Source organism: Corallococcus caeni (assembly GCF_036245865.1).
Classification (GTDB): Bacteria; Myxococcota; Myxococcia; order Myxococcales; family Myxococcaceae; genus Corallococcus; species Corallococcus caeni.
The window spans coordinates 564,934-587,496 of record NZ_BTTW01000006.1 but is presented as its reverse complement, the minus strand read 5'-3'; the positions used below and the strand labels follow the sequence as shown (position 1 = coordinate 587,496).

Here is a 22,563-nt window from a genome sequence, read left to right as displayed (position 1 = left end):
TGCTTACCAGACACGGACCGGGATGCAGGAGGGTGTCTGGCCAGGCCTCCAGGGAAGGGACCGGTGGCGTCATCCGCTTGAGTCCCGGGCCCGTGTGTCCGCGCACGTCAGGCAACAGCGCGCCTCGGGGACGGCCAGCAGCCGCTGCCGCCCGATGGCGCCCCCGCACCCCTCGCAGCAGCCGAAGCAGCCCTGCGCGATGCGCTCGAGCGCCGCCTCCACCTCCTCCAGCTCATGCGGTGGCAGGCGCGCTCCGCGCACGGGCGGGCATCCGTCCCCTCCACCGCCAGCCCCGGGCCGGACGTCCGCGCGCGCCGCACGCAGCGCGCTCCGGCGGGACAGCAGCATCTGCCGCGCCCGGGCCGTCATGGGGTCCGCGTGCATGGCGTCCTCCGGTCCGGGCTGGCGACGCGGCCCGTGGGTCCCAGCGACTGTCGTGTCTTCACGTTCCACGTCCATGAGGGCTTCAGGCGGCAGGAGGGAGTGAGAGGGGGACGGCCTGCTTGCGGCGCGCCGCGAGCACGCCCGGCACCGCGAGCACCGCGACGGCCACCGTCACCAACCCGGCGCCGGCCAGCTCGCGGAGGCTCACGCCGGGGAGGCCCAGCCACAGCGAGAGCACGAGCGTGGCGCCCACGCCCGCGAACACGCTGGAGGCGCGGTTGATGGGCACGGTGAAGGTGTTCTCCCGCGCGTCCAGCAGCACCAGCCCGCCGAAGATGCCGCTGCCCTGGGAGAAGAGCCCCACGGCCAGCTCCACGGGCAGCGTGGGCCGCGTGAACATCCCGGTGAAGCCCTCGCGCAGCGCTTCCGCCGCGCCCCCCACGCCGGACAAGGCCCACAGCGCGAGCAGGACGACGAGCGCGGGCGCGGCCACCATCTGCTCCTCCACGAAGTAGCGCTCGCGCGCGCCGGGCACGTGGTTCTTCGCCAGCCGGCTCATGAAGCGCAGCCGCACGAAGTAGCTGACGACGTACACGGCCCAGTCCAGCGCGGCCACCCAGGCCAGGCGGAGCTCCGTGCCTGGGCCCGTGGCGACGAGCAGCGCCGCGAGGCTCACGCCCAGCGCCACGCGCGAGGGCCACGCGACGTGCCGGCCGCTCACCGCGTCCACCAGCGGCGCGAGCACCAGCACGCCGCCGCGCATCAGCAGCATCATGAAGACGATGGAGGTGCCGTCGAAGGTGTACGCCAGCGTGGTGGTGGCGATGATGCCCGTGGTGCACAGGCCCGACAGGAAGGTCCACCGCCCGGGCCAGGGCAGGACCACCGGACCCACGCGCAGTCGCCCCGCGTGCTGGAAGGCGCCGCTCCACGCCAGGTAGGCGAACATCCCCACCAGCGTGGCCAGCGCCGTGGAGGGCAGCAGCACGAAGCCGGGCAGCCCCGCGCTCATGCCCGGCAGGGCGCCCAGGCTCAGCGCCTTCGTCAGCGCGCTGTAGGGCAGGTAGCAGGCGAAGTAGCCCAGCGCGAACCACCCGATGGAGACCGGCGCCTTCGGGGGCGGGCTCATCGTCCACGCGCCGCGTGACAGGAGCACCGGGGCATGCTGTCCGGCGCGGGGAGTGGCGCCAGCTCGCGCTCCACCACCGCCAGGGCCCGTGCCTCGCGCGCGTCCAGCGCGTCGAGCATCTGCGTCTCCTCCCGGGCCACGGCCCGGTCCACCCACGCGGGAGCCCCCGCGCCCATGACCTCGCGCAGCAGGTGCCGGTGCTGGAGCCTGAGCTCCAGCAGCGTCCGCCACCGCTGGCGCAGCCGCCTGCACTCCTCGTCACGCGTGGCATCCATGGAACGTCCTCCGACCTGCGCGGCCCCTGCCCGCCTCCCATTTCAGGATGCATGCCATGGCCGTCGCAAGGCCGGGCCGGGCGCGTCCCCGCAGGAATTGCGCGGGCCAGCGTGCGCTCCGCAACGCTTGCGCCCCCCGCGGCACTCCGGGCCGGTGTCATCGCCGCGCATGGAGGATGCAAGGTGCGGGACGGAAGGAAACCCACGTCCATGCGCATCGCCTTCTTCGACACCCACCGCTTCGACCGCACCGCCTTCGAGTCGGCCAACGCCGCCTTCGGCCACGCCCTCACCTGGTTCGAGCCCCGCCTGACGTCCCAGACGGTGGGGCTGGCCGCGGGCTTTCCCGCGGTGTGCTCCTTCGTGAACGACCGGCTGGACGGCCCGTGCCTCCAGGCGCTGGCGGCGGGGGGCACGCGGCTGGTGGCGCTGCGCTCGGCGGGCTTCAACCACGTGGACCTGGAGGCGGCCGGCCGGCTGGGGATGACCGTCGTCCGCGTGCCGGAGTACTCGCCGCAGGCCGTGGCCGAGCACACCGCCGCGCTCGTGCTCGCGCTCAACCGCAAGGTGCACCGCGCCTACGCCCGGGTGCGCGAGTGGAACTTCTCGCTGGACGGGCTGGTGGGGTTCGACCTGCACGGCAAGACGGTGGCGCTGGTGGGGCTGGGACGCATCGGCCGCGCCACCGCCCGCATCTTCCACGGCTTCGGCTGCCGGCTGCTGGCGGTGGACCCGCGGCTGTCCGAGGGCGACGCGAAGGCGCTGGGGCTGGAGCCCGTGACGCTGGAGGACGCGCTGGCCCGCGCGGACGTCGTCTCGCTGCACGTGCCCCTCACGCCCGCCACGCGCCACCTCATCGACGCGGCGGCGCTCGCCCGGATGAAGCCCGGGGCCATGCTCATCAACACCGGGCGCGGGGCGCTCATCGACAGCCACGCGCTGCTGGCGGCGCTCAAGTCCGGCCACCTGGGCGCGGCGGGCCTGGACGTGTACGAGGAGGAGGAGGGCATCTTCTTCCAGGACCTCTCCGGCCAGGTGCTCCAGGACGACGTGCTCGCGCGCCTCTTGACCTTCCCCAACGTGCTCGTCACCGCGCACCAGGCCTTCCTCACCCGCGAGGCGCTGGACGCCATCGCCCGGACCACGCTGGAGAGCGTGACGCGGTTCGAGCGGGGCGAGCCCCTGGGGGTGACGGAGGTCCGGGCCGAGCAGGTGCTCCCGCGCTGAAGGCCCGGCCCGCCCGAGGGTGGCGGGGCCCGGGCTACTCCAGCGTCACGCGCTCGCCGTCGCGCGCCACCCGCACGTGCCAGCCCATGCGCTCGCGGATGCTCTCCGCCAGCGCTTCACTGGCGCCGGGCTCCCCGTGGACGAGCCAGGTCTCGCGCGGCGGGCGCGGGAACGTCCGCAGCCAGGCGAGCAGCTCCTCCCGGTCCGCGTGCGCCGACAGGCCGTCCACCGTCTCCACCCGCGCCCGCACGGGGACGTCCTCGCCGTGGATGCGCAGCCGGGCCGCGCCGTCCTGGAGCGCGCGCCCCCGGGTGCCCGCGGCCTGATAGCCCGCGAGCACCACGGTGTTGCGCGCGTCCGGCAGCAGGTGCTTCAGGTGGTGCAGCACCCGGCCGCCCGTGGCCATGCCGCTGCCCGCGAGGATGACCCGGGGGTCCGTCCTCGTCAGCAGCGCCCGGGACGCCTCCGCGGTGCGCACCCAGTGGCGCTCCGAGGCGCACAGCGGGCAGCGCGCCTGCATCGTGAGCCGCCGCATGTCCACGTCATGGTCCTCCGGGTGGCGGCAGTAGAGCTCCGTCACGTCCTGCGCCATGGGGCTGTCCAGGAACACGGAGACGCGCGGCAGGCGCTGCTCGTCGCGCAGGCGGTGCAGCGTCCAGAGCAACTCCTGCGCGCGCCCCACCGCGAAGACGGGGATGACCACCGCGCCGCCCTGGTGGACCGTGCGCGTGATGATGCGCGCCAGGTGCTCCTCCGGCCAGGCCGCGTGCACGCGGTCGCCATACGTGGACTCCAGGAGCAGCACGTCCGCCCCGGGCACGGGCTCCGGGTCACGCAGGATGGGACGGCCCGGGCGGCCCAGGTCCCCGGAGAAGACCAGGTGGCGCGCGGCGTCCCCCTGCCCCCAGGCCACGTCCACCGTGGCCGAGCCGAGGATGTGGCCCGCGCGCCGGAAGGTCACCTCCAGCCCCGCCCCTGCGGTGAAGGGCGTGCCGTAGGGGTGCGTGCGCACGAGCGTGAGCGCGCGCCGCGCGTCCTCCACCGTGTAGAGCGGCAGCGCGGGATGGTGCTTCGAGTAGCCATGGCTGTTGGCCCGCTCCGCGTCCTCCTCCTGGAGGTGCGCGGAGTCGAGCAGCAGCGGCCCGAGCAGGTCCGCCGTGCCCGGCGTGCAGTGGACGGGGCCGCGGAACCCGCCCCGCGCCAGCAGCGGCAGGAAGCCGGAGTGGTCCAGGTGGGCGTGGCTGAGGACCACGGCGTCCAGCGTCACCGGGTCGAACGGCGGCGGCTCCCAGTTGCGCTGGCGCAGGGCCTTGAGCCCCTGGAACAGGCCGCAGTCGAGCAGCACGCGGCACGGCTCGCGGCCCTCCCGCTCCAGCAGGAACCGGGAGCCGGTGACGGTGCCCGCCGCCCCCAGGAACTGTAGCGAGACCATGGACGCCTCCTCTTCCATCACGTGCATGCCCTGCTCCTTCGCGTCATGCCGCGCGCGACCAGCTTGCGCAGCTCCAGCACACTCACCGGGATGAGCCCCAGGCCCAGCGCGAGCGCCAGGTGCGCGGCGTCCAGTGGAACGAGCGAGAAGAACGCGGCGAGCATGGGCACCTCCGGCAGGGCGACCTGGAGCGCCAGCGTGCCGACGACCACCCCCAGCAGCGGCCAGTTGCTGAACGACCCGACCTCCCAGTGGATCATCCCGGCGCTGCGCGCGGCGAAGGCCCTCAGCACCTGGCAGAACACCAGCACGGTGAACGTCAGGGTGCGTGCCTCCTCCAGGGACATGCGCCTCAGCGCCCAGAGGAAGGTGCCCAGCGTGACGCTCGCGTCCAGCAGGCCCGTGGCCAGCACCGCCGCCCACTCGCGCCGTCCCAGCATGGGCGCCTCGGGGCGCCGGGGCGGCCGCCGCATGACGTCCGCGGGGGCGGGGTCCATGACCAGCGCCAGCGCCGGCAGCCCGTCCGTGACGAGGTTCACCCAGAGCAGGTGCAGGGGCAGCAGCGGCAGTGGCAATCCCAGCAGCGACGCGCCGAGCATCAGCACCAGCTCACCGCCGTTGCCGGCCAGCAGGTAGACGAGCGTCTTGCGGATGTTCTCGTAGATGCCGCGCCCCTCGCGCACGGCCGCGACGATGCTCGCGAAGTTGTCGTCCGTGAGGATGAGGTCGGACGCCTCGCGGGTGACCTCCGCGCCGGTGCGGCCCATGGCGATGCCGATGTGCGCCTCGCGCAGGGCCGGCGCGTCGTTCACGCCATCCCCCGTCATGGCGACCACCTCCCCGCGCGCCTTCCATCCGCGCACGATGCGCAGCTTCTCCTCCGCCGTCGCCCGCGCGTGCACGATGCCCTCTGGAGGTTCGCCCTCGCGCAGCAGGCCCAGCTCCTTCGCGATGGCCAGGGCCGTGGTGGGGTGGTCGCCGGTGATCATCACCGTGCGCACCCCGGCCTCGCGCGCCGCGCGCACGGCCGCCACCGCTTCGGGCCGGGGCGGATCCGCCAACCCCACCAGCCCCACCAGCGTGAGGTCCCGCTCCTCGGGGCCCCGCCCCTCCGCCACCGCCAGCACGCGCAGGGCGCGCCCCGCCAGCGAGGCCAGGGCCTCCGTCACGCCCGGAGGCACCTGCTTGCACAGCGGCAGCAGCGCCTCCAGGGCGCCCTTCACGTAGAGCACGCCGTCCGAGCGCAGGATGCTCATGCGCCGCCGGTCCGAATCAAAGGGCTGCTCAGACACGCGGGGGCGCTCGCGCTCCACGTCCGCGCGCTCCACGCCCTTCCCCCGCGCGGCCACGAGCAGCGCCAGCTCCGTGGGGTCGCCCGCGCCGGGCCCCAGCCCCTCGGCAGGCAGCTCCGCGTCGCAGCACGCCGCCGCCACCTCCAGCACGCGCGGCGCGGACTCCGGGGGCCACACCTCGCGCACTTCCATGATGCCCAGGGTGAGTGTGCCCGTCTTGTCCGTGCAGATGACCGTGGCGGAGCCCAGCGTCTCCACCGCCTGCATCCGCCGCACCAGCACGTGGCCCTTCACCATGCGCTGCACGCCCACCGCGAGCGCGAGCGTCACCACCGTGGGCAGCCCCTCCGGCACCGCCGCGACCGCGAGCGCCACCGCCGCGAGCAGCAGCGCCACGCCCGACTCTCCGCGCATCACCCCCAGCCCCGCGACCAGGGCCCCCACCGCCACGCACAGCACCAGCAGCATGCGGGTGACGCCCTCCAGCCGCTGCTGCAGCGGGGTCTGCGACACCTGCGCGGACCGGACCAGGTGCGCGATGCGGCCCAGCTCCGTGTCCATGCCGGTGGCCATCACCTCCGCGACCGCCGTGCCCGCCGCGACGGAGGTCCCCATGAAGACGCGGTCCCTGCGCTCCGCCAGCGGGGTGGAGTCCGGCAGCGCGCCCACCTGCTTGTCCACCGGCGTGCTCTCCCCGGTGAGCGCCGCCTCCAGCGTGAGCAGCGCGTGCGCGGTGAGCAGCCGCGCGTCCGCCGCCACCACGTCCCCGGCCTCCAGCACCAGCGCGTCCCCCGGCACCACCTGGGACGCTGGAATCACGGCGCTCACGCCGTCGCGCAGCACCCGCGCGCCAGGCGCGGTGAGCGCGCGCAGGGCCAGCACGGCGCGGTCCGCGCGGTACTCCTGGAGGAAGCCCACCAGCGCGTTGAGCACCACGATGGTGGCGATGGCCACCGCGTCCGCGCCCTCGCCCAGCAGCGCCGCCACGCCGCACGCGCCCAGCAGCAGCCACACCATCCCGGAGCGGAACTGACGGGCCAGGAAGCGCCACGCCGGGGCGGGCTGCTCGCGCGTCAGCGTGTTGGGGCCATGCTGGCGCAGCCGCGCTTCGGCCTCCCGCGCGCCCAGCCCCCAGCGCGGCTCCGGGGCCACCGCCGCCACCACCGCGCCGCGCGCCGCGCTCACCACGCCACCCCACCGTGTGCGCGCCTGCCCGGGCGCTCCACGCTGAGGCCACGCTCGGGGTCCAGCCAACCAGGGAGGCTCATCTCGGGTCGCTCCTGCGCCAGGGGATGTCCTGCCGGATTGCGAAGCCCGTGCCGCGAGGCGGGAGGCGAGAGGGACCGCGGGGCACGCAGCTTTTGCGCGCGCGGCTCCAGGCACCGCAACCCTTGCGCGGTCCCCGCCGGCGACGCCGGGCGGGTGGACGGCACGCATCCTGAAGAGGGTTCCGCAAGAGCAGCAGTGGGGCGCGCCCCCCGACGTCATCCAACCCACAGGGAAGCCGTGGTGCGGCGCCTTCCCCCATCCGGAGTCCTTCCATGTCCATCGTCTGCGCAACCGACCTCACCGAGGGCTCCCGTCAGGCCGCGGAGGTGGCCGCGCGAATCGCCGCCCGCCGGGGCCAGCCGCTGTGGCTCGTCCATCAAATCCACCCGGATCAGCTCCGGGTCGCGGCGGAGCCCGTGCGCGAGGGCCTGCGGGCGCTGCTGCGCGAGGAACTCCAGCGGCTGGAGCCCCTGGGCGCGCGGGTGGAGTCCTCCCTGCTGGAGAGCGGCTCCTCCCGGGCCCTGGCCGTCTTCTGCGACGCGCACGAGGCGCGACTCCTGGTGGTGGGGACGCCCCGCGACGAGCCCGCCGCCCTGGGGTCGGGCGTCAGCCTGGAGCGCATCGCGCGCAACTGCTCGGTGCCGCTGCTGCGGGTGCGCGACGCCGCGCCCTTCGAGGCCTGGCTCGGGGGGACCCGGCCCCTGCGCGTGATGTTCGGCGTGGACCGCTCCCACGGCAGCGAGGCCGCCCGGCGCTGGCTGACGGAGCTGGCCGCGGATGGCCCGCTCGAACTGCTGGCCGGACACGTCTACTACGCCTTCGAGCAGTGCCGGCGCCTGGGGCTGCCCACCCCCATGAACCTGGATGAGGTGGCGCCCCGCATCGAGGAGGTGCTCCACCGGGAGATCGCCGCGCTGGCGGCCACGGACACGGGCGCCGCGCCGCGCGTGCACCTGCGCATGGCGGTGGGGCGCGCCGCGGACCACCTGGTGGACCTGGCCCGGGAGGCGGAGGCGGACCTGCTCGTGGTGGGCACGCACCCCCACAACGTCCTGGGCAACCTGGCCTCGGTGGCGCACCACGCCCTGCGGCTCGCGCCCATGGCGGCGGCCGTGGTGCCGGTGACGCCCGCGGCCTCCCGTGGCGAGGCGCCGCTGCCCCAGGTGCGGCGGCTGCTGGTGGCCACGGACCTCTCGCCGCTCGCGGACGAGGCCATTCCCTTCGCCTTCGCGCTGGCCCCCGCGGGCTCGGAGGTGCACCTGGTGACGGTGGTCCCCGAGCGCGCCGGCGCGGACCTCCACCGCGACCTGAAGCAGCGCCTGCTGGAGCGCGTGCCCCGGGGGCTGGACGCCCGGGAGGTCACCACGCGGCTGGAGGTCCTCCACGGCGAGGACGTGGCGCTCGCGCTCGTGCAGGCCGCGGAGCGGATGGACGCGGAGCTGCTCTGCCTGGGCTCGCGCGGCCACGGCGGCGTGAAGGAGGCGCTGCTCGGGTCGGTGGCGCGCAAGGTGCTCGCCCAGAGCCGCCGGCCCGTGCTCGTGCTGCGTCCCCCCGTGCGCTGACGCGCGAGCGTCCCCTGACATGAAGAAGTCCGGGCGGGCGCGAAGCCCGCCCGGACCGCTCGAGGCGCCAGGAGTTCAGGAGCAGGACGCGCCGGGCGCGCTCAGCGGGCGCCCGCGACGACGACGGACTCGGGGGTGCACTCCAGCAGCGCCGCCAGCTCCCACACGCTCTGCTCGCGGCGCACCCGCAGGGCGAGCACCTCCAGCTCCAGCGCCAGGTTCGCGCGCAGGAGCGTGAGCACGTCCTCCAGCGGTGCCCGGCCCTCCACCAGTTCCCCCCGGGCCCTGGCGAGCGCCTCCGTCTGGACGGGCACGAGCGCCTCCAGGGTGGCGAGCCGCGCCTGGAGTCCCGCGTGCTCATGCACGTACGCGCGCACCAGCTCGCGCCTGGAAGCGTCGTGAACGCGCGCCACGAGGACGGCCGGGTCCAGGGTCACGTCCGCGAGCCACGGCTCGGGCGGATCTCCTGGAAGCAGCCGGAGCGCGGGGTCCACCTCCAGCCCCGCGGCCCGGAGCCACCCGGCACGCTGGGCGGCCCGGACGGCCACCCGCGCATCGAGCACCGCCAGCTCCTGCTCCAACCGCCGCCGGTCGCGCTCGGGCAGCGGCGGGACGTCCCTCGCGGTCTCGGGGCCCGGGTTCTCCGCCCCGCGCGACAGCAGCCGCGCGACGTCATCGCGGGCCGCCTCCTCGATGCGCGCCGCCTCCGCGTTCTCCCGCAGGCGCAGTCCGGTCCGCGAGGCCTGCCGGGCACGCTCCCCGGAAGCCACGCCCAGCCGCACGAGCCCATCCTGCGCGAGCGCGCCGGGCGCCCCCAGACACAGACACAAAGAGAGCAGGACCCGGTGCGGCACGCGCATGGATGACCTCCGCGGCCAGGGCGGACAGCGGACGCTCACGCGCGCGGGGCGTCGCGCCCGTTCCGGTGCTCGTGGATCTCCTTGTTCAGCTCACGGAGGTGCCGCACCAGCTCATCCACCAGCCACTGCCCTTCCTGGGTCAACTCGTCGGCCCGCTGCTCGGCCTCACGCACCTTCGGCTCCAGCATCCGCCAGCGCTCGCGGGTCTCCATCCCCGCCAGGTGCATCTTCAACCGCAGCTCGTCTCGCAGGGTGCGAAGCGTCTCCAACCCCGGCATCGGCTTCTGGGTGTTCTCAGCCATGACGTGCTCCTTCCCGGCCCGTGGACCGTGCTCCCATCCATTGCATCAATGGCGCCAACCCCGCTTCCCTCTGGGAAGGCCTCGCGTCAGCGCAATTCCTGCGGAGGCGCGCGCAAGAAAGGCTCTCGCCCGGCGCAATCCCAGACGTGCGTCACCTCCCGCCGGGCCCTGGCTCCACAAGCGGCTTGGCGCGGCTAGACTCACGGCCCATGCACGTCCTGCATCGCGGTCAGGCCCCTCAGCAGCCCCTCCTCCTGCGTCCGCTGTTCGGTGGGGTGCAGCGCATCGGCCTGCGCTCGGAGACCTCCACCACGCTGCGCGACGCGGGCCGCAGCAGGCCCGGCGCCGCGCTGCCGGGCGTGCAGATGGTGATGGCCGTGGAGGTGCTGCGCGTGCTCCCGGATGGCACCGCGCGCTACCGCTTCACGCTGGAGGAGGTGGACCTGCTCGTCGCCGCGCGCACGCCCGTGCGCACCGTGGAGGCGGCGCGCGCGCAGCTGTCGCCCCTGCCCGGCTTGAAGGGCGAAGGCCAGGTGGATCCCCACGGCCGCTCCAGCGGCTTCGAGTGGAAGCTGCCCGCGGACCTCTCCGCGCCCGTGCGCGGCCAGATGCTGCAGCTGGCGGGGCTGCTCAAGGACCTGGGCACCTTCCTGCCCACCGAACCCGTGGGCGTGGGGGCCCGCTGGGAACAGAAGGGCGCGGGAAGCGGGGCCCTCACCGGCGCGAACACGCGCGTGGAGCTGCGCAGCCTGGAGGGCCTGTCCGTGGGGCTGCGCCTCCAGATGGAGACGCCGCGCACGCCCCAGCCCGTCCCCGCCGCGCTCCGCCCACCTCCGGGAGAAAAGGGCGAGGCCTCCATGCACACCGAGGCCAAGGGCCACGGCGGCTGCCTGCTCTCCCTGGACCGGCTGTGGCCCGTCCGCCTGGAAATGGACGTGGAGTCCCACGTCGCCGTCCGCGCCGGAACGCAGGACGCGCCCAGGCGCTTCGACGGCTTCACCACCTCCCGGCTCCAGGTCCGTGAGCTGTCCTTCACCCCACCCCGTCTGCGCGCGGCTCGCACCGTGTAGGCACGCGCCCACCTGAAAATCCGGTCCGCCTGGGTCATCAGGCAACCCCGGGGCGGGTTGATGCGATAATGGCGGAAAGGATTGCACCCGGTGGCGGGGGACGCCGCGGTTCCAGGGCGCCAGCATTTGGACCCACCGAGGGCAGAGCAGTCTTCGGAGACAGACGATGGCGATCGACGGACCTCGCAACAACGGCCTCCCGCGCACGCTCCCGCAGCAGCCGCCGGCGCCCAAGCCCGCTCCTCCTCCTCCACCGCCGCCTCCTCCGGCCCCCAAGCCCGCGCCCCGGGACCGCTCCAGCTTCGAGCAGCGCCCCCAGGCCAGGACCGGCCCATCACTGGGGACGCCCACCACGCCCGCGAACGTCGTGCCCCAGCGCAACACCGTCGCTGGTCCGCCGGCCCCCGCTCAGCCCCAGGCGCCCGCCACCCCGCCGTACACCCAGGCCCAGGCGGACAAGGACGCCAGCGCCCTGCGTGAGGCCATGGACGGCGGCATGACCGGGTGGGGCACCGACGAGGACAAGATCTTCAAGACGCTCGAGGGCAAGACGCCCGAGCAGATCGCGATGATCCGCCAGTCCTACCAGGACCACTACGGCAAGAACCTGGACGCCAAGATCCGCGACGAGCTGGGCGGCTCCGACCTGCAGCGCGCGGAAGGGCTGCTCCAGGGCAACGCGGCGAAGAGCGACGCGGTCAACCTCCAGGCGGAGATGGACAGCGTCTTCGGCTCCAACGAGGACATGCTCAAGGTGCTGGAGAAGCGCTCCCCCGCGGAGCGCCACGCCATCGCCCAGCAGTTCGCGGACATGCACGGCGGAACGCCCGCGGGCCAGAAGCCCGAGGACGTGCTGCTCGCCCGCCTGAGCCGGGAGATGGACGGCGCGCAGCTGGCGCGTGCCCGGAGCATGCTCGGCGCGGGACAGGCCTCCACGCCCGCGGAGGCCAACGCGCTGGAGACCCAGGCGCTCAAGGCCGGCCTGGAAGAGGACATGGCCGGCTGGGGCACCGACGAGGGCCGCATCTTCGAGCGCCTGGAGCGGGCCACCCCGGAGCAGCGCGCCGCGCTCGCGCAGGACGCGGGGCTCAAGGCGAAGCTCAAGGACGAGCTGTCCACCGAGGAGTACGACCGCGCCGTCGGCCTGATGCAGGGCAACCCGGCCCAGGCGGACGCGGCCAGGCTGCGCGAGGCCATGGGCGGCTTCTTCGGCGCGGACGAGAGCGGTGTCCGCGACATCCTCCAGGGCAAGACGCCCGACCAGCTCACCGCCATCAAGGCCGAGTACCAGCGCCAGACGGGCAAGTCGCTGGAGGATCAGGTCCGCGGCTGGGACGGCGGCGACCGCGACGTCACGCTGCGCATGCTCAACCCGCCCGCCGCCGACGACGCCAAGGGCCAGGCGGAGGCCACCGCCGAGCGGCTGCACCTGGCCATGGACGGCCTGGGCACGGACGAGGACGCCATCCGCTCCGCGCTGAGCGGCAAGTCCAAGGCGGAGCTCAACGCCGTCGCCGCCGCCTACCAGCAGAAGTACGGCAAGGACCTGCGCGCGGAGCTGGACAGCGAGCTGGACGGCCGCGACGAGCTGGAGCTGCTCAAGCAGGACTTCGACCTGGGCGCCGTCGACCCCAACGACCCCAACGGCGCGCAGGAGCGCGCGCGGCGGCTGCGCGAGGTCCAGGCCAACGAGTCCGGCTTCGGCGTGAGCCTGCTGGACGGCGTCCAGCACCTCACCAAGGGCGAGTCCGACAACGACATCCTCAACCGCAACCTGGGCCGCGCCGAGCAAGCCATCCAGACGGGCGACACCCAGCGCGCGAACACGCTGACGGGCTACGCCACGGAGGACGTCAAGGCGCTCCAGTCCGCCAAGGACTCGCTGGCGGAGACCACCGCCACCGTGGCCGTCGTCGCCGCCACCACCGCGGCCGTCGTCGCGACGGGCGGCGCGGCCACGCCCCTGGCCATCGCCGGGTACGCGGCCGTGGGCGCCACCACGCGCGCGGCGACGTACGCCGCCATCCAGGGCGACGCGGCCGGGGCGCAGGACCTGAGCCGCCAGGCGCTCATCGGCGCCGTGGAGGGCGGCACGGCGGTCATTCCCATTGGCAAGGGCGCCACCGCCGTCACGGGCGGCACGCGCGTCGCGGCCACCACCGCCACGGAGGCCGCGGCCCGCACGGCCGTGCGCGAGACGGCCGAGGGCACGGTGCGCTCCGCCATCAAGCAGGGCGTGAAGGAAGGCGCCATCGGCGGCGCGGCGGGCGGCGCCACGGACGCGGCCACCCAGAGCGAGACGTGGAAGGACGGCGCCCTCACGGGCGTGGGCCGCGTGGCCACCCGCGCGGTGACGGACGGCACCGTGGGCGCGGTGACGGGCGGCATCGTCAGCGGCGGCCTGGCCAAGGGCGGCGAGCTGCTCAAGCCGCGCGAAATCCCCGTGCTGCGCAACCCGGACCTGCCGGGCAACACCACCAAGGTGCGCTACGACAACGGCCAGGTGCGCATCGAGGCGGGGCCGCACGCCACGCCCGCGGACATCGCCGCGCACCAGGAGACAGCCCGCCTGCTCCAGAAGTACGAGGGGCCCACCGGGCAGATCCGCCAGCTCAAGGACCGCGTCCAGCAGGCCCTCACCCAGACGCCGGGCTACGGCACGCAGGGCTTCGAGTCCAAGCTGGAGGTGCAGAAGCTCAAGAACATCCTCGGCGGCCTGGAGGCGGCGCAGAAGCGCATCGACGACAGCATCGCGGGCATGAGCGGCAAGCCCACCGCGGCCACCGTCGCCGAGCGCGCGGCGCTCCAGCGCGACATCGCCAACGTGGAGTTCCAGATCGACTTCCACGCGAAGCGGCTGGACTCGCTGGCCCCGGGCACGGGCTCCGTGGCCATGCACGGCACGCCCACCACGACGCCGGACTGGCCGGACGTGGGCAAGTCGGTGAACACCGTGGGCCAGGTGCAGCCGCCCGCGCAGGCCCCGATGAACGCGGCGGAGAGCGCCGCCATCAACGACCCGCGCAACCTGGCGACGGAGACGAAGCAACAGTTCAAGGCCCGCCAGGCGGAAGGGCACCGCGCGTACGCGGAGCGCACCTACGACCCGAAGACGCGGACCCAGGCGGAGCTCAACCGGGACATGGACCCCAGCCCCTTCACCCGGGTGGATCCGACGACCGGGCAGAAGGTGCCCGCGGAGACGCAGCAGTACGCCAAGGTCCGCGCGGAGAAGGCCCAGACGGAGATCCTGCGCCGGGGCGTCATCCGCGAGCAGCAGCTGGCGGAGGCGTTCCCGAACGGCCCCACGCTCAACGTGGCCGCCAACGACGCGGCCCATGGCTCCGCCCACAACGCGCACACCCTCGACCGGCACGGGGCGTCGGTGCCCACGAACATCGCGGACGCGCCTCCCGGAGCCCGCACCATCGAGAGCCGCGTCACCACGGGCGACGGCTGGGGGAGCATCGAGAACAACTCGTTCCAGTGGTCCAGCGACGCGACCATGGACGCGACCCTCAACAAGTACGTGGCCGACAACTGGAGCACCATCAAGGACGAGCTCGCCCTGTACGGCTACAGCGACCACCTGAACATCCCCGTGCCCCCTGGCACGACGGTGGGCAAGGGCTTCACGGCCACGGTGGACCAGGCAGGGCAGCGGACGGTGTCCGCCGCGAACGCGGGCAGCTACAACCTCCGGCTGCGCCTCGTCGACGGCACCCCGCCCCAAGTGGTGGTATTGACGGCCTTCCCTGGTCCCTGAGGCGAACTCCCCATGACCGCCGATCCCAAGGCAAGCGCCCGCTTCGAAGAGCTCAAGGCACGCATGGAGGCCCTCCAGAAGGCGCCCGCGCTGGAGAAGGCGCGCACCTTCCTGAAGGCCTTCTGCGCCCCCAACGGGGCGCTGTCCGAAGTGGAAGACCAGGTCCAGCACGCGCTGGGCTTCAACAGCATCCCGGTGTCGACCGGCCTGGAAGGACTGGAGGCCGTGCTCGCGGACGCGAAGGTGCCGTCCGCGACGCTCGTGTCCCTGGCGCGCGAGGACGCGAAGCGCCAGGAGCTGCCCGCCACGCCGGACGCCGCCCGGAACTACCTGGGTCAGGTGGTGGCGCTCCTGCGCAAGCACCTGCCGAAGCAGCCCGAGGTCGAGGGCGTGGCCGGCTTCGGCATCGACGAGGTCTACAACCTGCGCGACCCGGCCGGGAAGCTGGAGCGGCTGCGCTGCATCGACGTGGTGGGCGTGGGGAACGAGAGCTTCGCGGTGCTCGTGCCGGAGCACGCCAGCGAGGACAAGGGGCCCTTCACGGTCTACCGCTACCAGGCGGTGCCCGGGCAGCCGTTCAAGTACGAGCGCGTGAAGGACGCGGCCCTCGTCGCGAAGGTGCTCAAGGCGGCCAAGGGCTGACCTGGGAGGCCACCGTCTTCCAATCCGGGTTCGAGCCCCTGATCCGCGGCGGCCTTCCGGGTTTCACACCGGCTGGAGCGCGGCGCCGGGGGCCTCTTCCGGCGGCGCGTCCGCCCCCTTCACGGGGGCCTCCGAGGCCCGCCAGGACCAGGCGAAGGCCGCCAGGTTGAAGACCCCCATCGTCAGGGAGAACAGCCACAGCCGCAGGCAGACGGCGATGCCCGCGTGCAGCAGCAGCGTGGCCACCAGCCAGGGCCGCCTCAGCCGGGGGACCCAGATCATCCCCGCGTAGCCCACCTCGATGAGCAGCGTGCTCCAGCAGCCCACCCGCGCCAGCAGCGGGTACGAGGCGAGCCAGGAGAAGTCGAACGCACGGAACTGCGGCTGCATCAGCGCGCGCCAGAGGGCCTCGCCGTTCCACCACTGGACGCCCTGCGCCTTGGCCAGGCCGGTGTCCAGGTAGATGAAGCACAGGTGGAACTGGAGCGTGCGCAACGCCACGCGGGCCCCGGACGTGGGACCGGTGAAGACCCGGCCCGCTCGCGCATCCAGGGACCAGCGCCCCGCGGACGGCATGAACACCAGGTAGAAGAAGAGGACGTGGAGGATGGTGTCCACGCCGTAGAGCGACAGGTACGCGTTCGCGGACGTCAGGCCATGCGTGAACCAGGTGAGCACCGCGAAGAAGCGCGTGCGGTAGCCCAGCAGCAGGCCCACCAGGCCCACCGCGTAGAGGACGAACACGGCGTACATCGTGGTCATCGTGCTGATGCCCAGGGGCGCCAGCAGCAGCCCCATCCGCCCCAGGCTGGGCGCCCAGTCGCCCGCGCCGACATCGGTGATGACCCACTGGACGAGGCCGAAGTTGCCGTACAGCGCCGGCAGGTGCGGCCAGAGGACGGCGAGCTGGAAGAGGGAGAGGGCCGCGACGGCGATGCGCAGGAAGGCGAGCCCGTCGGAGGAAGCGGGCTCCAACCAGAAGCGCCGCACGTGGGTCTGGAGACGGTTCATGGCGAGTCCTTGGACAAGGCGCCATCGCGGCGGCCAAAGGTCCCGGTGTAGTAGAGGTCCCAGACGGGCCGTTGCCCTGCGGTCCACGCCTCCATCGTCGGCAGCGTGTAGGACTGGGTGACGACGGTGACGCGCGAAGCGTCCGGATGGACGCCCAGCATCACCGCCGCCCACGACTGCGCCAGCACGTCCTGCGTCTTGCGGTTGGCGCGCAGGGCGGAGGCGACGATGCAGCGATAACGGCGCGCCACCTCCACCTCGTCGGAGGTCAGCGGTTCGAACACGGTGCTGCCGTCGCCCAGCTCCACGAAGAAGCCGGTCCGCGAGTCGCTGGCCACGGCAGGGGCGAAGTAGCGGTAGTCGCTGAGGACGCCGGAGAGGTTCTGATAGGTCCGGACGCCGCGGTAGAACGCGGCCTCCGAGCTCGTGCGGGTCAGCCCCGTCCAGAGGAAGGCGCCCACCGCGGCCAGATGCAGCACCGCGATGCACGCCCAGAGGGCCGCCTGGCGTTCATCGCCCTCGGGCCGCGATGGGTCGGTGCTCATGGCTACTTCAGGAACTGGTAGGAGCCGGGGGTGATGTCCGCGAGGACGGCGTCGATGGCGAGGCCCACGCGCTGCGACGTCTCGCCCGAGGCCATCCCGGCCTCGGTGTTCGGATCCATCACCAGGCCCATGACGTTCGAGTTCACGTCGAGGACGACGTTCTGGACGCTCGCCATGCGCCGCACGTAGGCGAGGGGCAGCGTGCCGTAGAGGCGCGACCCGTTGACGCCGCCCCGGGGGGAGAACGTGGGCAGCCGGATGTAGAACGTGTCCGACGGCACCAGGCGGATCTGCGCGACGATGGCGTCCACGTCCGCCTGCGTGAAGTCATGGGTCGGCGTGCGCGTGGACACGGACGCGAAGCTGATGGCGCTGGTGAGCGCCACGCCCACCGTGGCCACGGCGGCGGCCTTGAAGCCCACGTGACGGGACACGCGGCGCATGCCGCTCAGAGACAGGAGTTGTTTCATCGGGGAGGTACCTTCAGGGTGAGGGCCGCGGAAAAAGGCCGCGGCCTCCTCAGGTACGTCCTGGTGAAACATTATTCTCCAGCCCGGGGTGCCGCGTGACCGCGCCCCTCCCGTGGAGGCGGCATCCGGGACGCGGATGGCCTACCCTGGGGGCCCATGAGCTTCGCCGACAAGCTGCGCGTCTGGATGCCCCTGCACGAGAACGGTGTCAGCCGCGCCGTGCACTTCGTGGGGGCCTACCTCTTCACCTTCGCCCTGCTGGTGCCCCTGTGCTGGGTGCGCGTGCCCGGCACGCCCCTCACCGCCGCGCACCTGCTGGTGGCCGCGGTGGCCCTGTACGCCGTGACGCTGGAGTGGACCGCCGGCCTGCTGATGGCCCTGCCGCTCGTCCCCACGCTCTTCGCCGCCGAGGCCGTGGCCGGGCTCCCCACGGGAACGGCCGCGGGCATCGCCGCGGGCGTCATGGTCTTCCGCTTCGCGCTGGTGGTGGGCGCGCACGTCGTCTTCGAGAAGAAGACCCACGGCCTGTCCCTGGGAGGCCCGCTGCTCTTCTTCATCGAGCCCGTGTACCTGCTCACCCTGGGGCTCTTCGCGCTGGGCCTCAAGCAGGACCTGCGCGCGCGCGTGGCCGCCAGCCCCTGACGGCCCGGGCCTTCAGGGCGCGCGGGCGTTCACCATGGCGATGCCCGCCAGGATGACGCCGATGGCCAGCAGCATGGGCAGCGTCAGGTGCTCGTTGAAGAAGAGCAGCCCGGACAGCACACCCGTCGCGGAGACGACGTAGCCGAACTGGCTGAAGTACACCGGGTCCGCGACGCGCTGGAAGTGGAAGTACACGCGGTAGCCCAGGCTGGTGAAGACACACTGGGCCAGGATGACCGTCCAGCCCGCCATGCCGGGGCGGGTCAGCCCGCCGCTCGCCACCAGCAGCGGCAAGAGCGCCAGCGCCCCGCCCAGCAGCATGCCGCCGGCCAGGAGGCTCGCGGGCGCGCCCTTGGGCATGCGCAGCTTCCGGTACACGTTGCCGGCCGCGATGCTGATGGGCGTGCAGAGCGCCAGGGCCAGCCACCACGCGGAGCCGGAGCCCCCCGCCATGCCCCGCCCCAGCACCAGCAGGGCCGCGCCGCCCAGGCCCACCACGATGCCCGCGAGCCGCAGGGGCCGGTAGCGTTCGATGCCCAGGCCCCAGGCAAAGGCATACGTGAACAGCGGCGGCAGCGTGTACACCAGGGACGTCACGCTGGTGCCCACGCTCTGCATGACGATGAAGGTGACGCTGTTGGGCACGGCGACGCTCAGCACCCCGGCGATGAGGCTGTAGCGCAGCACGGGCCGTGCCTCCGGCGCCTCGGAGGAGCCGCGCGCTCCCGCGAACGCCAGCGCCAGGCCGCTGCCCAGCGCCGGCCAGAAGGCGAACGCCAGCGGCGACCAGCCCTCCGCGCGGGCCACGCGGGACATGGGGAGCATGCTGCCCAGCAGCACACCGGTGGCGATCAACAGCAGCAGCGGCGCGTCCCCCAGCTGGCGCAGCCGGGTTCCGACGAGGGTCTGGGTGGTCATGGTCAGGGCGTCCGTCAGAAGGTGGTGCCCAGCGCCAGCGCCGCCGCCCAGAGGCCGTTGTCGGAGAAGGCGAAGCCCAGCGGCGCGTCCAGGTTCATCACCAGCCGCCCCTCCACGAAGCCCGCCGAGCCGTACACCCGCACGTGGGGGATGAGCGCCAGGAAGGTGGGGTCCGCGCCCTCCGCCGCCGTGGAGACGTAGATGGCCTGGAAGGTGGAGCCCAGGAGGACGTGGGAGGTGAGGTCCACGCTCGCCGTGCCGGAGCCCTGGAAGACCGCGTCCACGCGCTGGCCGCGCTTCTCCGACAGCTGCGCGGACATGGGGACGCGCCCGTCCAGCGCGAAGCGCCACCGCCCCTGGCGCAGCGTCACGTCCGCCCAGGGCGTCAGGCCCAGGAGCCCCGGGGCCACCAGGCTGAAGCCGCTGTTGCCGCGCAGCGTGGCCGCGCGCCGCAGCAGCGCCGTGCCGAAGTCGTCCGGGTCGGTGATGAGCGTGAAGGGCAGCACCAGGTTGCCGCCCGTGCGGACCTTCAGCGCGCCGTCGTCGTACAGCACGCCGCCCAGGCCCACGGACGGGTTGCCCGCCTGGAACGCGGTGGGGCCTCCGGCTCGCGACGGCGCGTAGGCGAACAGCCAGGCGGCGTTGAGGCTCAGGCGCTCCGACAGGGCCATGGAGCCGGAGAGCGCGGGCGCGAACACCGTCGTGGGCTGCCCGTTGAGCGTCCCGGAGAAGGCATACGTCTCATAGAGCAGCGCATTGGGAGGACGCGGCGCGGGGTCCCCGGCCAGGGCCTCCGGGGCGGCGAGGAGCAGCGCGGCGGCGCTGAGACAGCGGATGAAAGGGTTCATGGCGAAGGGCTGCGTGAGAGAGGAAAGGGATTGGAAGGTCACGGGCCCGGGGGCGCCCAGCTGGCGCCGAACTCGAGCAGCTCCGGCAGCAGGGTCCGGCCCAGGCCGAAGGCCATGCACAGCGGAGCGTACCGGCTGCGCTCCAGCGGCCCTGGCGCCTCGGAGGACTTGGATAAGCTCTCCGAGGCGCCAGGCTCCGGGTCGCACGCGGTCCCGTCGGTGGACGGGGGGCAGGCGGCATCAAACCGGCCGTGGGAGGGCCGCAGCTGATGCGGCACGTCCGGTAGCGCCGCCGTCACCGCCCGGACGACGGGGTCCTGCCCGTCGGAGACGACGCCGACGACGGGCACGTCCAGCGCGCGCACCAGCGTCTGGAGTTGCTCCACCAGTTCGCTGGCCCGGTGCTCCGGCAGGCTCCAGGCCGCCAGCACCTCGGAGGACAGACAGTCCCGCGCCACCCAGAGCACGGCGTTGCCCGCCTCCGGGACCAGGCCGCTCAGGGCCAGCACCACGCGGCCCAGCCTGCGCGTCACGGCCTGGAGGCGCGCGGGGTCCAGGGAGCGTGGCGCCAGCAGCGCGTCATAGCGCTCCAGCAGGTTGGAGACGCTGCGCTCGGAGATGGGCACGTCGCGGGCGCGCAGGGCCGCGTGGATGGCGGGCACGCTGCGCTTCTCCTGGTGGCGCAGCGCCCCGATGAGGGCGATGACGTCCAGGCCGAACTCGTGCTCCGGCAGCACCCACAGCCCCTCCTCCTCCGCGCGGATGGCCTTCTGGCGCAGCGGACAGCCCTCGCGGTGACACACCCGCACCTGCACCTTGAGCGCGACGACGCCGTTGAGCGTCACCACGTTGCGGCGGGCCCGGTAGTCCGCGGGTGTCTGTCCGCCACAGGCGGCGCACTGCCGCCTCCGATTGTCGAGCCCCACCCGCCGGCTGGCCGGGGGATGTCCGGTGATCCGCGCCATGACGCCACTCCCTGGGAAGGCGGCACCGCCGCAGGCCGGTGCCAGACGTGGCTAGGGCGTGGTGCCCGCGGCCGACTTCACCGGCTGCGCCGGCTGCTTCTTCACGAGCTCGATCTCCAGCGTGATGGAGACCTCCTCCCCCACCGCCACGCCCCCCGTCTCCAGCGCGGCGTTCCACTTCAGGCCGAAGTCCTTGCGGGCAATCTTCGTGGTGGCCGTGCCGCCCCGCTTGACGTTGCCGTACGGGTCCTTGGACTCCACGTCGAAGCCGTCCAGCTGCAACACCACGGGCTTCTTCACGCCGCGGATGGTGAGGTCGCCCGTCAGCTTCAGGCCGTCGCCGGACTTCTCCACCTTCGTGGACTTGAACGTGAGCGTGGGGAACTTCGTGACGTCGAAGAAGTCCGGCCCGCGCAGGTGCTCGTCGCGCGAGGCGTCGTTGGTGGTGACGGTGGTGGCGTCGATGACGGCCTCCACCGACGACTTCGTCAGGTCCTTCTCGTCCAGTTGCACCGTGCCGGTCACCTTGGAGAAGGAGCCGCGCACGTTGGACACCATCATGTGCTTCACGGAGAAGAGCGCGGACGAGTTCGTCGGGTGGATGTCGTACGCGGTGGCGCCGGCCAGCGAGGGCACGGCGAGGGCGGCCGCGAGGGCCAGGGACTTGATGAACGACGTCATGGTGCGTGTCTCCAACGGGGGAAGGGAATTGCGCTTCAGGTGGCGTAGATGCGCTTGTGGTCGCGCGTGCCCTGGTAGCGGAAGCCGGAGCCGGCGGCGTCCGCGGCGGGCCGCTCGTCCAGGTGCTCGCGCGCGCGCATCACGTCCTCGTACTCGGGGATGGACAGCGCGCGGCGGCGGGAGAGGCGGGCCTCCAGACCCAGCGCCTCCACGCGCTCCTGCGCGCCGGCCTGCACCACGCCGCTGAAGAACTCCGCGCAGGACCCGCTGCCGTAGGAGAACAGCCCCACGCGCTGACCGGTGAGGTCCTGGGGCGCCGTGGACAGGAGGCTGGCCAGCGCCAGGTACATGGAGCCCGTGTAGATGTTGCCCACCTGCGACGGCAGCACCAGGCTGTTGCCCACCAGCCGGTCGAAGCTCGCGTCCGGCGCGGCGTCCCCGTCCAGCGTGCGCAGGTGCCGGTGCGCCTTGCGGGACATCTTCCCGTAGGGCACGTGGTAGACGAGCGCGGCGAAGCGGTCGCTGTACGCGCCCTCGCCCACCGGCTCCGCGGCGGCCTCCTGGTAGGCCCGGTAGGCGCCCTCCAGCGCGTCCAGGTAGCACTGCACGGAGTAGTGCCCGTCCACCAGCGCGTCCTTCGAGTACAGCGGACGCCAGAAATCCATCACGTCCTTGGAGTAGACGCCCGTCTTGCCCGCCTCCAGGGCCAGCAGCGCGGGCGTGTCCGACACCAGCATCGCCACCGCGCCGGCGCCCTGCGTGGGCTCGCCCGGCGTGCCCACGCCGTAGCGGGCGATGTCCGAGCACACGATGAGCGCCTTGCGGCCCTTCGCGCTGCCGGAGCGCACCCAGTCGAGCGCCATCTGGAGCGCCGCGGTGCCGCCGTAGCAGGCGTGCTTCGTCTCGAAGATGCGGCAGCGCGTGGGCAGTCCCAGCAGGCCCTGGACGTAGGAGGCCACCGGCTTGGAGTGGTCCACCGCCGTCTCCGTGCCCACCACCAGCAGGCCCACGTCCTCCGGCGAGCAGCCCGCGGACTCCAGCGCCATGCGCGCCGCGCGGGACGCCAGCGTCACGGTGTCCTCGTCCACCAGGGGCACGCCCATGCGCGTCACCCCCAGGCCCTCCACGTACTTGCCCGGCGCCACGCCGCGCGCCATGGCCAGGTCCGCGAGCTCCACGTAGGTGTCCGGTACGGCGACTCCGATTGCTTCCAGTCCTGCCTGCATGATGGCCCCCTCGAGTTGCTGCGTGGTGTCTTCGCGCGCACGTCTCC

At 73.3% G+C, this 22,563-nt stretch carries 21 protein-coding genes; 6 read left to right on the top strand and 15 right to left on the bottom strand.

All coding sequences use genetic code 11. From position 1 onward, the window contains the following. Positions 1–69: 69 nt before the first annotated feature. The 3 genes from AABA78_RS26645 to AABA78_RS26635 form a co-directional block, all read right to left on the bottom strand. Complete coding sequence (locus tag AABA78_RS26645) at positions 70–384, bottom strand: TraR/DksA C4-type zinc finger protein (RefSeq protein WP_338267021.1); 315 nt, start codon at positions 382–384, stop codon at positions 70–72. Positions 385–466: 82 nt separating this feature from the next. Further along, complete coding sequence (locus tag AABA78_RS26640; protein WP_338267018.1) at positions 467–1,513, bottom strand: hypothetical protein; 1,047 nt, start codon at positions 1,511–1,513, stop codon at positions 467–469. Next, positions 1,510–1,788, bottom strand: coding sequence for a hypothetical protein (locus tag AABA78_RS26635; RefSeq protein ID WP_338267015.1), 279 nt, complete (start codon positions 1,786–1,788; stop codon positions 1,510–1,512). Before AABA78_RS26635 ends, AABA78_RS26640 begins: the two co-directional genes overlap by 4 nt. A 210-nt stretch (positions 1,789–1,998) precedes the next feature. Here AABA78_RS26635 and AABA78_RS26630 point away from each other — a divergent pair, with 210 nt between their 5' ends. Beyond that, on the top strand, positions 1,999–3,015 hold the full coding sequence (locus AABA78_RS26630; protein ID WP_338267013.1) for a 2-hydroxyacid dehydrogenase: 1,017 nt from the start codon (positions 1,999–2,001) through the stop codon (positions 3,013–3,015). A 34-nt stretch (positions 3,016–3,049) separates the two neighbouring features. Here AABA78_RS26630 and AABA78_RS26625 read toward each other — a convergent pair whose 3' ends face one another. Continuing rightward, positions 3,050–4,474 (bottom strand): MBL fold metallo-hydrolase RNA specificity domain-containing protein, encoded by a 1,425-nt coding sequence (locus tag AABA78_RS26625; RefSeq protein ID WP_338267011.1) that lies wholly within the window; start codon positions 4,472–4,474, stop codon positions 3,050–3,052. Then, positions 4,465–6,924 (bottom strand): cation-translocating P-type ATPase, encoded by a 2,460-nt coding sequence (locus AABA78_RS26620; RefSeq protein WP_338267010.1) that lies wholly within the window; start codon positions 6,922–6,924, stop codon positions 4,465–4,467. Before AABA78_RS26620 ends, AABA78_RS26625 begins: the two co-directional genes overlap by 10 nt. A 356-nt stretch (positions 6,925–7,280) precedes the next feature. On the opposite strand from AABA78_RS26620, the gene AABA78_RS26615 reads away from it, so the two are divergent. Beyond that, a complete protein-coding gene (locus AABA78_RS26615; RefSeq protein WP_338267008.1) occupies positions 7,281–8,570 on the top strand; it encodes a universal stress protein in 1,290 nt (429 codons plus the stop codon). 101 nt (positions 8,571–8,671) lie between these two features. Here the strand turns inward: AABA78_RS26615 and AABA78_RS26610 are convergent, their stop codons facing one another. Together AABA78_RS26610 and AABA78_RS26605 are read right to left on the bottom strand one after the other, a co-directional pair. Next, a complete protein-coding gene (locus tag AABA78_RS26610) occupies positions 8,672–9,430 on the bottom strand; it encodes a hypothetical protein (protein WP_338267007.1) in 759 nt (252 codons plus the stop codon). 35 nt (positions 9,431–9,465) lie between these two features. Continuing rightward, positions 9,466–9,732, bottom strand: a complete 267-nt coding sequence (locus AABA78_RS26605) for a hypothetical protein (protein WP_171421822.1) — start codon at positions 9,730–9,732, stop codon at positions 9,466–9,468. Positions 9,733–9,941: 209 nt separating this feature from the next. Here AABA78_RS26605 and AABA78_RS26600 point away from each other — a divergent pair, with 209 nt between their 5' ends. From AABA78_RS26600 to AABA78_RS26590, 3 genes are all read left to right on the top strand, one after another. Then, positions 9,942–10,802, top strand: a complete 861-nt coding sequence (locus tag AABA78_RS26600) for a hypothetical protein (RefSeq protein ID WP_338267004.1) — start codon at positions 9,942–9,944, stop codon at positions 10,800–10,802. A 166-nt stretch (positions 10,803–10,968) separates the two neighbouring features. Next, positions 10,969–14,568, top strand: a complete 3,600-nt coding sequence (locus AABA78_RS26595; RefSeq protein WP_338267002.1) for an annexin — start codon at positions 10,969–10,971, stop codon at positions 14,566–14,568. Between the two features lie 12 nt (positions 14,569–14,580). Then, positions 14,581–15,210: a hypothetical protein gene (locus AABA78_RS26590; protein WP_338267000.1), complete on the top strand. Its 630-nt coding sequence runs from the start codon at positions 14,581–14,583 to the stop codon at positions 15,208–15,210. Positions 15,211–15,273: 63 nt separating this feature from the next. Here the strand turns inward: AABA78_RS26590 and AABA78_RS26585 are convergent, their stop codons facing one another. Genes AABA78_RS26585 through AABA78_RS26575 form a run of 3 tightly spaced genes read right to left on the bottom strand, consistent with a single transcriptional unit; the run spans position 15,274 to position 17,236 of the window. Then, positions 15,274–16,221 (bottom strand): HTTM domain-containing protein, encoded by a 948-nt coding sequence (locus AABA78_RS26585; RefSeq protein WP_338266997.1) that lies wholly within the window; start codon positions 16,219–16,221, stop codon positions 15,274–15,276. Next, positions 16,218–16,766: a hypothetical protein gene (locus AABA78_RS26580; protein ID WP_338266995.1), complete on the bottom strand. Its 549-nt coding sequence runs from the start codon at positions 16,764–16,766 to the stop codon at positions 16,218–16,220. Before AABA78_RS26580 ends, AABA78_RS26585 begins: the two co-directional genes overlap by 4 nt. 2 nt (positions 16,767–16,768) lie before the next feature. Then, entirely contained in the window at positions 16,769–17,236 is a 468-nt protein-coding gene (locus tag AABA78_RS26575; RefSeq protein WP_338266994.1) for a hypothetical protein, read from the bottom strand. A 156-nt stretch (positions 17,237–17,392) separates the two neighbouring features. On the opposite strand from AABA78_RS26575, the gene AABA78_RS26570 reads away from it, so the two are divergent. After that, positions 17,393–17,878, top strand: a complete 486-nt coding sequence (locus AABA78_RS26570) for an Mpo1-like protein (RefSeq protein WP_338266993.1) — start codon at positions 17,393–17,395, stop codon at positions 17,876–17,878. A 12-nt stretch (positions 17,879–17,890) separates the two neighbouring features. Here AABA78_RS26570 and AABA78_RS26565 read toward each other — a convergent pair whose 3' ends face one another. From AABA78_RS26565 to AABA78_RS26545, 5 genes are read right to left on the bottom strand one after another with little or no spacing between them, the layout of a single operon-like run. Continuing rightward, positions 17,891–18,796 (bottom strand): DMT family transporter, encoded by a 906-nt coding sequence (locus tag AABA78_RS26565; RefSeq protein WP_338266992.1) that lies wholly within the window; start codon positions 18,794–18,796, stop codon positions 17,891–17,893. Between the two features lie 14 nt (positions 18,797–18,810). Further along, on the bottom strand, positions 18,811–19,644 hold the full coding sequence (locus AABA78_RS26560) for a hypothetical protein (protein WP_338266990.1): 834 nt from the start codon (positions 19,642–19,644) through the stop codon (positions 18,811–18,813). Positions 19,645–19,682: 38 nt separating this feature from the next. After that, positions 19,683–20,609 carry a hypothetical protein gene (locus AABA78_RS26555; protein WP_338266989.1) on the bottom strand — a complete coding sequence of 309 codons (927 nt, stop codon included), beginning with the start codon at positions 20,607–20,609 and terminating at the stop codon, positions 19,683–19,685. Positions 20,610–20,660: 51 nt separating this feature from the next. Further along, a complete protein-coding gene (locus AABA78_RS26550; protein WP_338266987.1) occupies positions 20,661–21,290 on the bottom strand; it encodes a YceI family protein in 630 nt (209 codons plus the stop codon). A 35-nt stretch (positions 21,291–21,325) separates the two neighbouring features. After that, complete coding sequence (locus AABA78_RS26545) at positions 21,326–22,516, bottom strand: hydroxymethylglutaryl-CoA synthase (RefSeq protein WP_338266985.1); 1,191 nt, start codon at positions 22,514–22,516, stop codon at positions 21,326–21,328. Between the last annotated feature and the right edge of the window lie 47 nt (positions 22,517–22,563).